The sequence below is a fragment of the Micromonospora marina genome, assembly GCF_900091565.1.
Classification (GTDB): Bacteria; Actinomycetota; Actinomycetes; order Mycobacteriales; family Micromonosporaceae; genus Micromonospora; species Micromonospora marina.
This window is the reverse complement of sequence record NZ_FMCV01000021.1, coordinates 53049-65624: the sequence shown is the minus strand read 5'-3', so window position 1 is coordinate 65624 and position 12576 is coordinate 53049. Positions and strand designations below refer to the sequence as shown.

Below are 12576 nucleotides of genomic sequence, written 5' to 3'. Positions count from 1 at the left end.
GAGTGACACCGTGACCGATGAGGAGAAACCAATGTCCGTCATGACCCTCGACGACCTGCGCCGGATCCTGGTCGAATGCGCCGGCGAGGACGACTCGACCGCCGTCGCCGGCGACATCGCCGACGTCCCGTTCGAGGACCTCGGCTACGACTCGCTCGCTCTCATGGAGACGGCCGCGCGGATCGAACAGCGGTTCGGCGTGCGCCTCCCGGACGACGAGGTTCTGGATCTGGCCACGCCGGGTGCCGTGCTCGACGCGGTGAACAAGGCGGCCGCCGGCGTCTGAGCTGCCGCGGATCGGCCGCCGGTCGGTCCACTCACCCCACTGATGGAACGGGAGTTGCCCAACCATGAGCGGTCCGCAGACATACACCACCGAGCACACCGCTGTCGTCCCCGGCCCCCCCGACCTCGCCTACGAGCTGGTGGCCGACGTCCGTCGCTGGCCGGCGGTGTTCGGGCCGACCGTGTACGTGGAGCACCTCGGCCATCAGGGGCGGCAGGAGCGGTTCCAGCTCTGGGCGCTGGTCAACGGGGAGGTGAAGACGTGGACGTCGCGCCGGGTGCTGGAGCCCGACGCGGGCCGGATCCGGTTCGAGCAGGAACGCAGTCAGCCACCGGTGGCGTCGATGGGCGGTGAGTGGCTGTTCCGGCCGCTGCCCGACGAGCGGACGGAGGTGGTGCTGCGACACCACTTCACCGGGGTCGACGATGATCCCGAGGCGGTCGCGTGGATACGTGCGGCCCTGCACCGCAACAGCCCCGCTGAGCTGGGGGCGCTGACCCGGATCGCCGAACTGGGTGAGCCGATCGAGGACGTGGTGTTCTCGTTCGAGGACACCGTTGAGATCCCGGGCGCGGTCTCCGACGCCTACGAGTTCGTCGACCGGGCGGATCGCTGGGCGGAGCGGCTGCCCCACGTGCGGCGGGCGGCGCTGACCGAGGAGGTGCCCGGCGTCCAGACCCTCGAGATGGAGACGGTCACGGCGGAGGGGGCCGCGCACACCACCCGCTCGGTCCGGGTGTGCCGGGCACCGGAGCTGGTCGCCTACAAGCAGCTGGTGCCCCCGAAGCTGTTGCTCGGGCACAGCGGCACCTGGTCGTTCACTGAGCGGTCCGGCAACGCCGTGGTGACCGCCCGGCACACCGTGGCGATGAACCCGCACGCCGTGGCCGAAACGCTCGCCGCCGGGACCAGTCTGGCCGACGCGAGGGCGTACGTCCGCTCGGCGCTGGGCGGCAACAGCGGCGTCACCCTCGCCCGGGCCGGCGAGTTCGCCGCAGCCCGCAGAGCGGGGCGGACGGCCGGAGCCTCCGCCCGGTGAGCGCCTCGTCCCGGACGGTCCGCCCGCCGGCGTCGGCGGCCCGGCTGGTGGAGGTCGCCGACGGCGTTCACGCCTACACCCAGCCCAATGGTGGGTGGTGTCTCAACAACGCGGGGATCCTGGTCGGCGGCGACGGGGTGCTGGTGGTGGACACGGTGGCCACCGAGGCGCGGGCGGTACGGCTGCGGGAGACCGTCGACCGACTCGGCACCGGCCCCGGCCGCATCCTGGTCAACACCCACCACCACGGGGACCACACGTTCGGCAACTTCGCCTTCGGCCCCACCACGACGATCGTCGCCCACGAGCAGGCCCGAACGGAGATGGCGGCCACCGGCACGGCCCTGACCGGCCTTTGGCCGGACGTGGCCTGGGGTGACGTCCGGGTCGTCCTGCCCCACCTCACGTTCCGGGAGGCCGTCACGGTGCACCTGGGCGACCGGCGGGTGGAACTCATCCACGTGGGTCCGGCGCACACCACCAACGATGTCGTCGCCTGGTTGCCCGAGGAGCGGTTGCTGTTCGCCGGTGACGTGGTGCTGGCCGGATGCACGCCCTTCAACCTGATGGGGTCGATCGCGGGGGCGCTCCGGGCGGTGGCGCGGCTGCGCCGGCTCGATCCGGTGACGGTGGTCTGCGGGCACGGCCCGGTCGCCGGGCCGGAGGTGTTCGACCGGACCGAGGCGTACCTGCGCTGGATCCAGGAGGTGGCGGCCGCCGGGTTCGCCGCCGGGCTCACGGCGTTGGAGGTGGCCCGGGACACCGGTCTGGGGGAGTTCGCCGATCTGCTCGACCCCGAGCGGATGGTGGGAAACCTGCACCGGGCGTACGACGAACTGCGCGGCGGCGAACCCGGCCGTCCCCTGGACGTCTCATCCGTTTTCGCGGAAATGGTGGATTTCAACGGCGGGCGGCTCCCGGACTGCTGGGCCTGATCAGGCGCATCGCGAGGGTGGTGGGAACGGGCTCCGTTCCCACCACCCTCGCCGTCATTCGTTTCATCGGGTCCCCGTTTCGACGGGAGATGTTTCGCGCCGATGAATTTGCGAACACGATGACCGGTGCGACGTCCGGGTGCGGACGAAAATAAGAGCGACCGGCAATAGGTCCAAGATCCGGAAATGCGGGTACCTGCGGGCGGCAAGCAGGCACGGGTCCATTGATCATCGGAGTTCTCGACGCTCTGCAACCGATGGAGTTCCGTGCCTGCTTGCTACCCCGGGGTCACGTCCACCCAGACACCTGCCTATTGCCGGTCGCTCTAACTGCAACTTCTGTCGGATAGTGTGATGCGTCGACCAGGTGGTGCCCCTCAAAGTTACGTTTCCCCAGCTCAGCGGCCATTGCACGCCGGGAGTGGCCTATCTCACTGCCTTTCGGGCCGGTGGGTGGCCGAGTATGCTCGGCCAGGGCTTCAATTAGTGCCCGGCAACAACGGATCATCCGTAGTCTGATAGTCCGCCGTCATTGTGTAGAGCGGTTGATGCAACTGCTCGGGGGCGTCGGAGCCACCGGTTGGCTATCTGCTCAGGCGCGACGGATGTCCGCATGAACCGTCAGTGAACAACGGGTCAGTTCGGGGGAACAGTGCGTTTCAAACTGCTCGGTCCACTGGAAATCGTCGCAGACCGCGGAAAGGCCTGCACATTGAGCACACCGAAGGTGTGCCAGGTGCTGGCCCTGCTGCTCATCCGACCCAACGAGATCGTCAGCGTGAGCTCGCTCGTCGAGGAGTTGTGGGCGGACGCCCCGCCCCGCAGCGCGGTCACCACGCTGCAGACGTACGTCTACCACGCCCGCCGCATCTTCGCCCGACAGGAGCTGGTGCCCCAGGGCCGTACGCTGCTCGTCACCCGGCCGCCCGGCTACCTCATCGATGTCGCCGAGGACGAGGTCGACGCCGCGGTCTTCGTCCGGCTCACCAAACAGGGGCGGAGCCTGCTCGACGACGGCCGGCTGGAGGAGGCGTCCCGGGTGCTGCGTGAGGCGCTCGACCTGTGGGGCGGCGCCGCGCTGGCGAACATCACCGCCGGCGCGGTCCTGCGGGGACAGATCACCCACCTCGAGGAACTCAAGATCAGGGCCATCGAGCTGCGGATGGAGGCCGAGCAGCGGCTCGGTCGCTACCGCGAGCTCATCCCGGAGCTGCGCGCCCTGGTCAGTGCGTACCCGCTCAACGAGTGGTTCCACGCCCAGCTCATCACCGCGCTCAACCGCTCCGGTCGGCGGGCCGAGGCGTTGCAGGCGTACCACGACCTGCGGCGCATCCTCGACGAGGAACTCGGGGTGCTGCCCACGCCGGAGATCCAGCAGATGCAGTTCGAGCTGCTCAACGTCGGGCAGTTGCCCGCACCGGGGCGGCGCCCCGGCGGGCCGGTCGGCGCCCGGGCCCACGTCCGGGTCGCCTCGTGACCCGGCGCGCACCTCGTCGGGGCTCGGGCCGAGCTGACGTCGAGTTGTCCTCGAGCACCTCCTGAGAACGTGACCGGCGATGCCAGCCGTCCGTGGTTCGAGGAGGCACAGAGGTGCGCGAACAGATGTCCAACCAGAGCGGTCTGCTGGAGGCTGCCGACCAGGTCGCCGATCTGGCCGGCAAGCGGGCCGGCGAGGCGGAAGCCGACCGGCAACTGCATCCCGAGGTGGTCCGGGCCGTCATCGAGGCCGGCTTCGCCCGCCACTTCGTACCGTCGCGGTGGGGTGGCATCGCGGGCACCTTCGCCGAGGTGACCCGCGGTGTCGCGGCGATCGGTGAGAGCTGCGCCTCCACCGCCTGGTACGCGTCGCTGACCGCGAGTCTCGGCCGGATGGCGGCGTATCTGCCCGCCTCCGGTCAGGAGGAGCTGTGGCGGAACGGCCCGGACCCACTGATCGTCGGCGCGCTGATGCCGCTCGGTGAGGCCAGGCCGGTGCCGGGAGGCTGGCGGGTGAGCGGGCGGTGGCCGTTCGTCAGCGCGGTGGAATATTCCGAGTGGGCCCTGGTCTGTGCCATGGCGCAGACCGACGGTCGGCCCGAGGCCCGGTTCTTCGCCGTCCCCCGCGACTCGTACACCACCGTGGACACCTGGTTCAACGTGGGGATGCGGGCGACCGGAAGCAACACTCTCGTGCTGGACGACGTCGTCGTGCCGGCGCGACGGTCCTTCACCCGGGAGGCGGTGGCGCAGGGTCGGGCCGCCGACGCGGACGCGCCCTGCCACCGGGTGCCGCTCAAGGCCGCCAACGGCCTGGCGTTCGCGGTGCCCGTGCTGGGGGCGGCCGACGGCGCACTCAAGCTCTGGACGTCGTGGATCGCCGAGAAGGTGCGGACCAGCCCGGCGAACGGCATCAGTGGCGGCCCGACGTACGACGGCACCCTGGCCCGCAGCGCCGGCGAGATCGACGCCGCCCGACTACTTCTCGACCGGGTCGCCGCGGTCGCCGACGGCGGCGCGGTCACCCCGTTGGAGGTCGCCCGCAACAGCCGCGACTGCGCACTCGCGGTCGACCTGCTGGTCTCCGCCGTGGACCGGCTCTTCCGTGCCGCCGGCACCCGGGCCCAGGCCGACGGTAACGGCCTGCAGCGGGCCTGGCGGGACGTCAACGCCGCCGCCAGCCACGTCGTGCTCCAGTTCGAACCCGCCGCCGCGGCGTACGCCGCACAGGCCCGGCACCGGGCCTGACTCCGCACACCCGTCCGAGGAGGGACGTACCATGGTCGACACCGACCGGCCCGAGGCCGGCTTCATCGCCATCGTCACGCTGCGCACTGACGGTCCGGAGACCCAGCGCCAGCTTCTCGACCTCCTGGTCCGCGACGTCGAGGCGTGGGTCCGCCACTGCCCCGGGTTCATCTCGGCCAACTACCACTTCAGCGTCGACGGCACCCGGCTCGTCAACTACGCGCAGTGGACCAGCGAGGAGGCGTACCGCGAGTCCTTCAAGAGCAATCCCCGCGCCGGGGCGTTGCGCCAGGCGCTGGCCGGCATGCCGGGGGTGCAGGGGCCGGAGATGGTCGCCTACACCCTCCAGCGCAGCATCCCGGCCGCCGAGGTCACCGCCCGGACCTGACCGCCGCCGTGCGATGTGGACGTTGCGTCGAGCGAAGCTCGATCCGGGGTTGGCACGGTTCTCCTGCCACCCGACGGACCACGCCGGTCCCGTCCGGGTGCCTACTAGGAAAGGACGATGATGACCACTGGTATGACCTGGAGCCGTCGCCTGCTCGCCGCCGCGGCGCTCGCCGTCGTGGGACTCGCGGCGGTGCCCGGCACGGCCGGCGCCGACACCGGCCGGAGTGCGACGGCCACGGCCACGCCCGGCGTCACCACCGCGACGCCGGTCAACTACAGCTGCTACGTCACCTTCCCCGGCGGCTCGACGACCGTGCCGTTCAGTCTGACCTTCACCTCCACCGCACCCGAGCGGGTCGCCGCGTACCGGTCGTTCAGCGTGACGCTCGACCCGCAGCAGTGGACGCCGGACCCGAAGTTCAACCTGGACGTCCGCAACGTCACGGTCAGGTACCGGCTGCCGGCGAACGCCTGGTACGTCTGGCACCAGCTCTCCGGCGGGCTCAACCTCGGTTCGACCCCGCCGCAGGTAAAGGTCGACTACGCGGCGCGGACCCTGACCGTGACGGTGGCCGGGCCGCTACCTGCCAACGTGCCGTTCGACCTGCCCACCGTGACGGTCTACCTGCTGTCCGGTCCGAGTGGGGTGGCGCAGACGGCCACCGGTGGCACGAGTCTGACCGACCCGTCCTGGAGCTGGGTCCGCACCGACCTGGAGGGCGTGCAGCGGCCCTTCGACTGCAACCCGGCCACGCCGGTCGTGTTCAGCAGCACCACCATCGGCTGACCTCACAGCGGTGCTCGGGCGGTGCGGGTGCCGGATGATCCGGCGCCCGCACCGCCGCGGTCAGTCAGGGAGAGCGAAGGAGAGCACGACATGGCAGACGAACGTGTCGCGGTGGTGACCGGGTCGTCGTCCGGCATCGGCGCGGCGGTCGCCCGCCGGCTGGCCGGCGAGGGGGTCCGGGTGGTGATCAATTCGGTCCGCTCCCGGGAGGCGGGCGAGGAACTCGCTGCCGCGCTGCCCGAGGCGCGGTACGTCGCCGCCGACGTCGCCGACCCGGTCCAGGCTGCCCGCCTGATCGACACGACGGTCGAGACGTACGGCCGGCTGGACATCCTGGTCAACAACGCGGGCCGGACCCGGTTCATCCCGCACCACGACCTGGCCGCGGTGACGCCGGAGGTCTGGCGGGAGATCCTCGACCTCAACGTCATCGGCACCTGGCAAACCACCGTGGCGGCGATGCCGCACCTGAGCGCCTCCGGTGCGGGGTGCGTCGTCAACATCTCGTCCGTGGCCGGCAGCCGGCCCGCCGGCAGTTCGATCCCGTACGCGGTCAGCAAGGCCGCCGTGGAGCACCTCACCCGCCTGCTGGCGAACGTGGCCGGCCCGCAGGTCCGGGTGAACGCGGTCGCCCCGGGACTGATCGAGACGCCGTGGACGGCGTCGTTCACCGAGATCGCCGAGAAGGTGCGGCAGAGCACCCCGCTGCGTCGCGTCGGCGTCCCGGCGGACGTCGCCGAGGCGGTGGCCGGCGTCGTCGCCGCGAGCTACATGACCGGGCAGGTCGTGCTGGTGGACGGCGGAGCACACCTCATCTGAAGACGCCGGAAGGAGACGCCGATGAAGCTGGCCGTCAATCTGGTCTACCAGGACGCCGCGCTGCTCGCCCGGGCCGCCGAGGAACTGGGCTACGCGATCGCCCTCGCCCCCGAGGGGTACCGCTCCGACGCCGCGAGCGTGCTGGGCCTGGTGGCGGGGCGCACCGAGCGGATCGGCCTCGCGTCGGGGGTGATGCAGATCCCCGCCCGTACGCCGGGCCTGGCCGCGTTGACCGCGGCGACCCTCGACGCCGTCAGCGGTGGCCGGTTCCGGCTGGGCCTCGGGGTGTCCAACCCCGAGGTCTCCGACGGGTGGTACGGGGTCGCGTTCGACCATCCGCTGCAACGGACCCGTGAGTACGTGGAGATCGTCCGGGCCGCTCTGCGCGGCGGGCCGGTGCGGTACGAGGGGCGGCACTTCCGGCTGCCCCGGGACGGGGCCGGGAGCGCCCCGCTGCACGTGCTGACCGAGCCGGTCCGCCCGGATCTGCCGATCTACCTCGCCGCGGTCGGTCCACGCAACCTGCGGCTGGCCGGCGAGATCGCCGACGGGTGGATCGGCGTCTTCACCTCACCCGAGCTGGCCGCCCGCGCTGTCGCGCACCTGCGCGAGGGCCGGGCGGTCGTCGGCCGCACCCTGGACGGCTTCGAGGCGATGCCCTGCCTGCCCACGGCCATCATGGACGACACCGCCGCAGCGGTGGACCTGGTCCGAGGTCAGTACGCGTACCTGCTCGGCATCGGCGACCCGGAGCGGAACTTCTACGTCTCCCTGGCCCGGCAGATGGGGTTCGACGGTGCCGTGGAGAAGGTCCACGAGCTGGTCCGCGGCGGTGACCGCGCCGGCGCGGCCGCCGCGGTGCCGCTCGACTTCGTCTGCGCGACCGCGCTGGTCGGACCGGTCGACCGGGTGGCCGCCCGGATGCAGGAGTACGCGGAGGCCGGGGTGACCACGCTCGGGGTGATGGTGTCGGCCGCGGCGACCGGCACCGACGGCCGGCTGGAGCTGCTCCGGCTCGCCGCCCGGGCGCTGCGGCTCTCCGGTGTGGGCGAGCACTGACGGTAGACGACGAAGGGCCGGGCCCGCGGGCCCGGCCCCCTTCGGTGGCAGGTGTTCCGACCAACCGCTGCCGGCCGGTGCCGACCATCAGCCGGCCGGCATCGGACCGACGGCGCCGAAGGCGCGGTCGACGTAGAGCGCCGGGCTCCGGGTCGCCGCCATCCGCACCGAGTGCACCAGGCCGACCAGGATGACGTGGTCGCCGGCCTCGTGCTGCTGGTGCAGGTCGCACTCGATCACCGCCACCGCTCCGTCGACCACGGTCAACCCGTTGGCGGTCCGGACGAACCGACCCTGGGCGAACTTGTCCCCGCGCTTGCTGGCGAACCGGCGGGCCAGCTCGGTGTGGTGCGCCTGCAGGATGCTGACCGCGAACTGCTCACAGCCCTGGAAGACCGGGAACGAGCGGGCCGTGCGGGACAGGCAGACGAGGATCATGGGCGGTTCCAGGGAGACCGAACAGAACGAGTTCGCAGTGAAGCCGTACGGGGTGTCCTCGGGGCCCTGGGTCGTCACGATGGTGACACCGGTGGGGAAGGACGCCATGGCGGCTCGGAAGCCGTCGAGGTCCAGCGGCTCTCGACGGGTGTCATCCAGCTCGGACGGATCCGCTGAGATCATCTCGTTCCTCTGCTTCCGGTCGGTGGCGTCGAACGTCCCGACATCACGCTGGCCGCCGATGCTCGAGACCGGGTCGAGTCGGGCTGGGGTACGCCGGCACCAGCGATCCTCTGTCGCCGCTCGAGCGGTCCGGGGCAGATTGCTCCTCGCCAGCAGGAAGCCGGCCGAGGGGGAGTGGACGGATGAGGCAGACCGTGGACCGGATCGTGGACGAACCGCGGTGGGTGCTCTGCCCCGGTTGCACCACCCCCGTGTACGGCAAGCGGTGGCTGCGCAACCTGAGCGTCTGCCCCGAGTGCGGCCGGTACACCGCGCTGTCCGCGGTCGAACGGTTGACGCAGCTCGTCGACGACGGCCGCTACGAGCGGCTCGACCTGGAAGCGCGCAGCGAGGACCCGTTGCAGTTCGTCGACACCGTCCCGTACCCGGCGCGGCTCGTCCAGGCCCGGGCCCGGACCGGCCTGGACGAGGCGGTGCTGTGCGCGCGGGCGACCGTCGAAGGTGTCCCGGTGGTCCTGGCGGTGATGGACTTCCGCTTCCTGGGTGGCAGCCTGGGCAGCGCGGTGGGCGAGCTGATCACCCTGGCCGCGGAGGTCGCACTGGCCGGTCGTACGCCGCTGGTCATCGTCTCCGCCTCCGGCGGCGCCCGGATGCAGGAGGGCGTGCTCTCCCTCATGCAGATGGCCAAGACAGCCGCCGCGCTGGCGCAGCTCGACGAGGCGGGAGTGCTGACGGTCTCCCTGGTCACCGATCCCACCTTCGGCGGCGTCGCGGCGTCCTTCGCCACACTCTGCGACGTCATCCTGGCCGAGCCCGGCGCCCGGCTCGGCTTCGCCGGTCGACGGGTCATCGAGCAGACCATCCGGCAGCAGTTGCCGGCCGAGTTCCAGACCGCGGAGTTCCTGCTCGAGCGCGGCGTCGTCGACCGGATCGTGCCCCGGCCCCGGCTCCGTACCGAGCTCGGCCGGTTGCTACGCGCCGCCACCGACGCCGACCGGCCCGTCGGCGACGCCCGGCCCGTCGGCGCCGGCCGGTCCTCCCGCAGCGGCCGGCCCGAGCCGGGCGAGGGGCTGGTGCGGGACCCGGGTCGGCTGCCCGAGGCCGACGCGTGGGAGCAGGTCCGTCGGGCACGCGACCTGACCCGTCCGACCACGCTCGACTACCTCGCGACGGCCTTCGTCGACTTCCAGGAACTGCACGGGGACCGGATCTCCGGCGACTGTCCCTCCGTGGTCGGCGGGACGGCCTGGCTCGACGGGCGTCCGGTCATGGTGATCGGGCAGCAGAAGGGGCACACCGCGGCGGAGCTGTCGCAGCGCAACTTCGGCATGCCGATGCCCTCCGGCTACCGCAAGGCAGCCCGGCTGATGCGCCTGGCCGAGAAGCTCCGGCTGCCGGTGGTGACGCTTGTCGACACGCCCGGCGCCTATCCGGGCGCGGACGCCGAGGAGCAGGGCCAGGCCGTGGCCATCGCCGAGAACCTGCGGCTGATGGCCTTGCTGACCGTCCCGGTGGTCACCGTGATCATCGGGGAGGGGGGAAGCGGGGGCGCGCTGGCGCTGGCGGTCGCCAACCGGGTGCTGGCCTTCAGCTCCGCCGTCTACTCGGTGATCTCGCCGGAGGGCTGTGCGGCGATCCTCTGGAAGGACCCGGCGGCGGCGCCCCGCGCGGCCGCCGCGCTGCGGGTCGGCTCCCGGGACCTGCTGCGGCTGGGCGTCGTCGACGCGGTGGTGGTCGAACCGGACGGCGGCACCGGGGCCGACCCGCTGGCCGCTGCCGACGCCCTGCGTCGCGCACTGGCCGACAGTCTGGGCGAGCTGCGGGAACTGACCGGCCCGCAGTTGCGGGCCGACCGCCGGGCCCGGTTCCGGCAGTACGGATCGGCGCTGACCGTCGAGTCCGAGCTGCGCACCATGAGCGAACCGCGCCGGTAGGCGCCTCCGCCCGCACCCCGCCCTCGAAGGAGAGCCGTGTTCCGTACGATCCTGATCGCCAACCGGGGCGAGATCGCGCTCCGGGTGGCCCGCGCCTGCCGGGAGATGGGCATCCGCACGGTCGTCGTGCACTCGACACAGGACCGTGACTCGGCGGCCGTGCGGTACGCGGACGAGGCGGTGCAGATCGGTCCGCCGCCGCCCCGGCAGAGCTACCTCTGTGCCGCCGCGATCCTGGAGGCGGCCCGGCGCACCGGCGCGGATGCCATTCACCCCGGGTACGGCTTCCTCTCCGAGGATCCCGACTTCGCGGACGCGTGTGCCATGGAGGGGATCGTCCTGATCGGTCCGCCCGCGCCGGTGATGGCGAAACTGGGGGACAAGGGCTCGGCCCGGAAGATCATGTCCGACGCCGGCCTGCCGCTGCTGCCGGGAAGCCTCGATCCGCTCGGGCCCGAGGCCGCCCACCGGCTCGCCGACGAGATCGGCTACCCGGTGATCATCAAGGCGGTCGCCGGGGGCGGCGGTCGAGGAATGCAGGTGGTGACCCGGTCCGACGACTTCCCCGACGCCCACCGCCGGACCCGGGCCACCGCCCAGATGCTCTTCAACGACGGCCGGGTGTACGTGGAGAAGTACCTGCGCAGCGCCCGGCACGTCGAGATCCAGGTGCTCTGCGACGCGTACGGCAACGCGATCCACCTCGGTGAGCGCGACTGCAGCGTGCAGCGCCGGCACCAGAAGCTCATCGAGGAGACCCCGTCGCCGCGGTTGCCGGACGGTCTCGCCGAGCGGATGGGCGCCGCGGCCGTCGCCGGCGCGTCGGCGGTCGGCTACGTCGGGGCGGGCACCTTCGAGTTCCTGGTGGACCCGGACGGCCGGTACTACTTCATGGAGGTCAACTGCCGGATCCAGGTGGAGCATCCGGTCACCGAGGCGGTCACCGGCGTGGACCTGGTGCAGGAACAGCTCCGGGTGGCGGCCGGCGAGCGGCTGACCATGACCCAACGCGACGTCCAGCCGCGCGGGGTGGCCATCGAGTGCCGGCTCAACGCGGAGAACCCGGACGCCGATTTCGCACCGACCCCCGGTTTGCTCGAGGAGTTCGTCGTGCCCGCCGGGCCGTTCGTCCGGGTGGACACCCACGCGTACCCCGGCTACGTCGTGCCGCCGAACTACGACTCCCTGCTGGCCAAGCTGATCGTCTGGGCGCCGGACCGGGACCGGGCCATCGCCCGGATGCTGCGCGCACTCGACGAGTGCCGGGTGTCGGGCCCCCGGATCAGCACCACCCGCGACTTTCTGCGGAAGGTCGTCGACCATCCGACCTTCCGGGCGGCGGAGCACAACACCGCCCTCGTCGACGAACTCTTCGCCACCGTCGGCGTGCCGGCCGTCCGGTAGCCCGTCAGGCATCCCGCGCGGCGGATCCAACAAGCCCGTAACGGGACGCGGCGCGGCAGGGTGGACCCTGCCGCGCCGGAGGACCCGGTGCGACGGCTCACGGCACCTGGTCGTGGTCCACCTTCCGGGACCGGGTAAGCAGCGCGCCGTTCTCGCGGACCAGGACGTCGTGGACCACGCAGCTCGGCGCGATGGTCACGTTGCGACCGGGTCGGGTGGTGACCACCAGGGCGTAGTAGGTCGCCGCGATGTCCCCGCCCTCCAGCGGGTCCAGTTTCAGCATGTTGAACCAGTGCCGACGGACCACCGGGTCGTCGGCGAAGCGCTGGTGGAACCGGTTCAGCTCGGCGACGATGCCCGCCCGGGTGCGGGCCGGTGGCTGCTGCGGGGTGTGGGTGAACTCGCCGTCCTCCGTGAACGTCGCCGCGTACTCCTCGAACGCGCCCCCGTCGAGCAGATGCATCTGTCGCGCGTAGAAGTGTTGGACCTCGACGTACAGGTCGGTGAGGGACTCGGTGCCGATCATCGCGCTCCTCGGGAGAGAGACTGGGCGGCCGGTCCGGGTCGCCCTCGGGGGC

The 12576-nt window shown here is 71.8% G+C and carries 13 protein-coding genes; 11 read left to right on the top strand and 2 right to left on the bottom strand.

Annotated features, from left to right (window positions below; all coding sequences use genetic code 11):
* The first annotated feature begins 31 nt into the window (after positions 1-31).
* The 9 genes from GA0070215_RS21630 to GA0070215_RS21590 all read left to right on the top strand — a co-directional run bounded on the left by GA0070215_RS21630 (position 32) and on the right by GA0070215_RS21590 (position 8039).
* Complete coding sequence (locus GA0070215_RS21630; protein WP_018788100.1) at positions 32-286, top strand: acyl carrier protein; 255 nt, start codon at positions 32-34, stop codon at positions 284-286.
* Between the two features lie 64 nt (positions 287-350).
* Complete coding sequence (locus tag GA0070215_RS21625) at positions 351-1325, top strand: aromatase/cyclase (protein ID WP_091049116.1); 975 nt, start codon at positions 351-353, stop codon at positions 1323-1325.
* Positions 1322-2260 carry an MBL fold metallo-hydrolase gene (locus tag GA0070215_RS21620; RefSeq protein WP_091049113.1) on the top strand — a complete coding sequence of 313 codons (939 nt, stop codon included), beginning with the start codon at positions 1322-1324 and terminating at the stop codon, positions 2258-2260. Before GA0070215_RS21625 ends, GA0070215_RS21620 begins: the two co-directional genes overlap by 4 nt.
* A gap of 712 nt (positions 2261-2972) precedes the next feature.
* Positions 2973-3737: an AfsR/SARP family transcriptional regulator gene (locus GA0070215_RS21615; RefSeq protein ID WP_196806763.1), complete on the top strand. Its 765-nt coding sequence runs from the start codon at positions 2973-2975 to the stop codon at positions 3735-3737.
* A 113-nt stretch (positions 3738-3850) separates the two neighbouring features.
* Positions 3851-4984 (top strand): acyl-CoA dehydrogenase family protein, encoded by a 1134-nt coding sequence (locus tag GA0070215_RS21610; RefSeq protein ID WP_018788104.1) that lies wholly within the window; start codon positions 3851-3853, stop codon positions 4982-4984.
* Positions 4985-5015: 31 nt separating this feature from the next.
* Positions 5016-5372 (top strand): putative quinol monooxygenase, encoded by a 357-nt coding sequence (locus tag GA0070215_RS21605; protein ID WP_018788105.1) that lies wholly within the window; start codon positions 5016-5018, stop codon positions 5370-5372.
* Positions 5373-5489: 117 nt separating this feature from the next.
* Positions 5490-6161 (top strand): hypothetical protein, encoded by a 672-nt coding sequence (locus GA0070215_RS21600; protein WP_141708232.1) that lies wholly within the window; start codon positions 5490-5492, stop codon positions 6159-6161.
* A 90-nt stretch (positions 6162-6251) separates the two neighbouring features.
* Positions 6252-6980, top strand: a complete 729-nt coding sequence (locus GA0070215_RS21595; RefSeq protein ID WP_091049110.1) for an SDR family NAD(P)-dependent oxidoreductase — start codon at positions 6252-6254, stop codon at positions 6978-6980.
* A gap of 21 nt (positions 6981-7001) precedes the next feature.
* On the top strand, positions 7002-8039 hold the full coding sequence (locus tag GA0070215_RS21590; RefSeq protein ID WP_091049107.1) for an LLM class flavin-dependent oxidoreductase: 1038 nt from the start codon (positions 7002-7004) through the stop codon (positions 8037-8039).
* A gap of 87 nt (positions 8040-8126) precedes the next feature.
* Here the strand turns inward: GA0070215_RS21590 and GA0070215_RS21585 are convergent, their stop codons facing one another.
* Positions 8127-8660, bottom strand: a complete 534-nt coding sequence (locus GA0070215_RS21585; protein ID WP_091049104.1) for a flavin reductase family protein — start codon at positions 8658-8660, stop codon at positions 8127-8129.
* A gap of 182 nt (positions 8661-8842) precedes the next feature.
* Here GA0070215_RS21585 and accA point away from each other — a divergent pair, with 182 nt between their 5' ends.
* Both accA and GA0070215_RS21575 read left to right on the top strand, forming a co-directional pair.
* Positions 8843-10594 (top strand): acetyl-CoA carboxylase carboxyl transferase subunit alpha, encoded by a 1752-nt coding sequence (accA, locus tag GA0070215_RS21580; RefSeq protein ID WP_167361543.1) that lies wholly within the window; start codon positions 8843-8845, stop codon positions 10592-10594.
* Between the two features lie 36 nt (positions 10595-10630).
* Positions 10631-11998: an acetyl-CoA carboxylase biotin carboxylase subunit gene (locus tag GA0070215_RS21575; protein WP_091049098.1), complete on the top strand. Its 1368-nt coding sequence runs from the start codon at positions 10631-10633 to the stop codon at positions 11996-11998.
* Between the two features lie 97 nt (positions 11999-12095).
* Here GA0070215_RS21575 and GA0070215_RS21570 read toward each other — a convergent pair whose 3' ends face one another.
* Entirely contained in the window at positions 12096-12524 is a 429-nt protein-coding gene (locus tag GA0070215_RS21570) for a nuclear transport factor 2 family protein (RefSeq protein WP_018788112.1), read from the bottom strand.
* Between the last annotated feature and the right edge of the window lie 52 nt (positions 12525-12576).

Bases quoted from the DNA above. Each gene is read 5' to 3' on its own strand.
- GA0070215_RS21630 (WP_018788100.1), top strand. From the start codon at position 32: ATGTCCGTCATGACCCTCGACGACCTGCGCCGGATCCTGGTCGAATGC.
- GA0070215_RS21625 (WP_091049116.1), top strand. From the start codon at position 351: ATGAGCGGTCCGCAGACATACACCACCGAGCACACCGCTGTCGTCCCC.
- GA0070215_RS21605 (WP_018788105.1), top strand. From the start codon at position 5,016: ATGGTCGACACCGACCGGCCCGAGGCCGGCTTCATCGCCATCGTCACG.
- GA0070215_RS21600 (WP_141708232.1), top strand. From the start codon at position 5,490: ATGATGACCACTGGTATGACCTGGAGCCGTCGCCTGCTCGCCGCCGCG.
- GA0070215_RS21595 (WP_091049110.1), top strand. From the start codon at position 6,252: ATGGCAGACGAACGTGTCGCGGTGGTGACCGGGTCGTCGTCCGGCATC.
- GA0070215_RS21590 (WP_091049107.1), top strand. From the start codon at position 7,002: ATGAAGCTGGCCGTCAATCTGGTCTACCAGGACGCCGCGCTGCTCGCC.
- GA0070215_RS21585 (WP_091049104.1), bottom strand. From the start codon at position 8,660: ATGATCTCAGCGGATCCGTCCGAGCTGGATGACACCCGTCGAGAGCCG.
- accA (WP_167361543.1), top strand. From the start codon at position 8,843: ATGAGGCAGACCGTGGACCGGATCGTGGACGAACCGCGGTGGGTGCTC.
- GA0070215_RS21570 (WP_018788112.1), bottom strand. From the start codon at position 12,524: ATGATCGGCACCGAGTCCCTCACCGACCTGTACGTCGAGGTCCAACAC.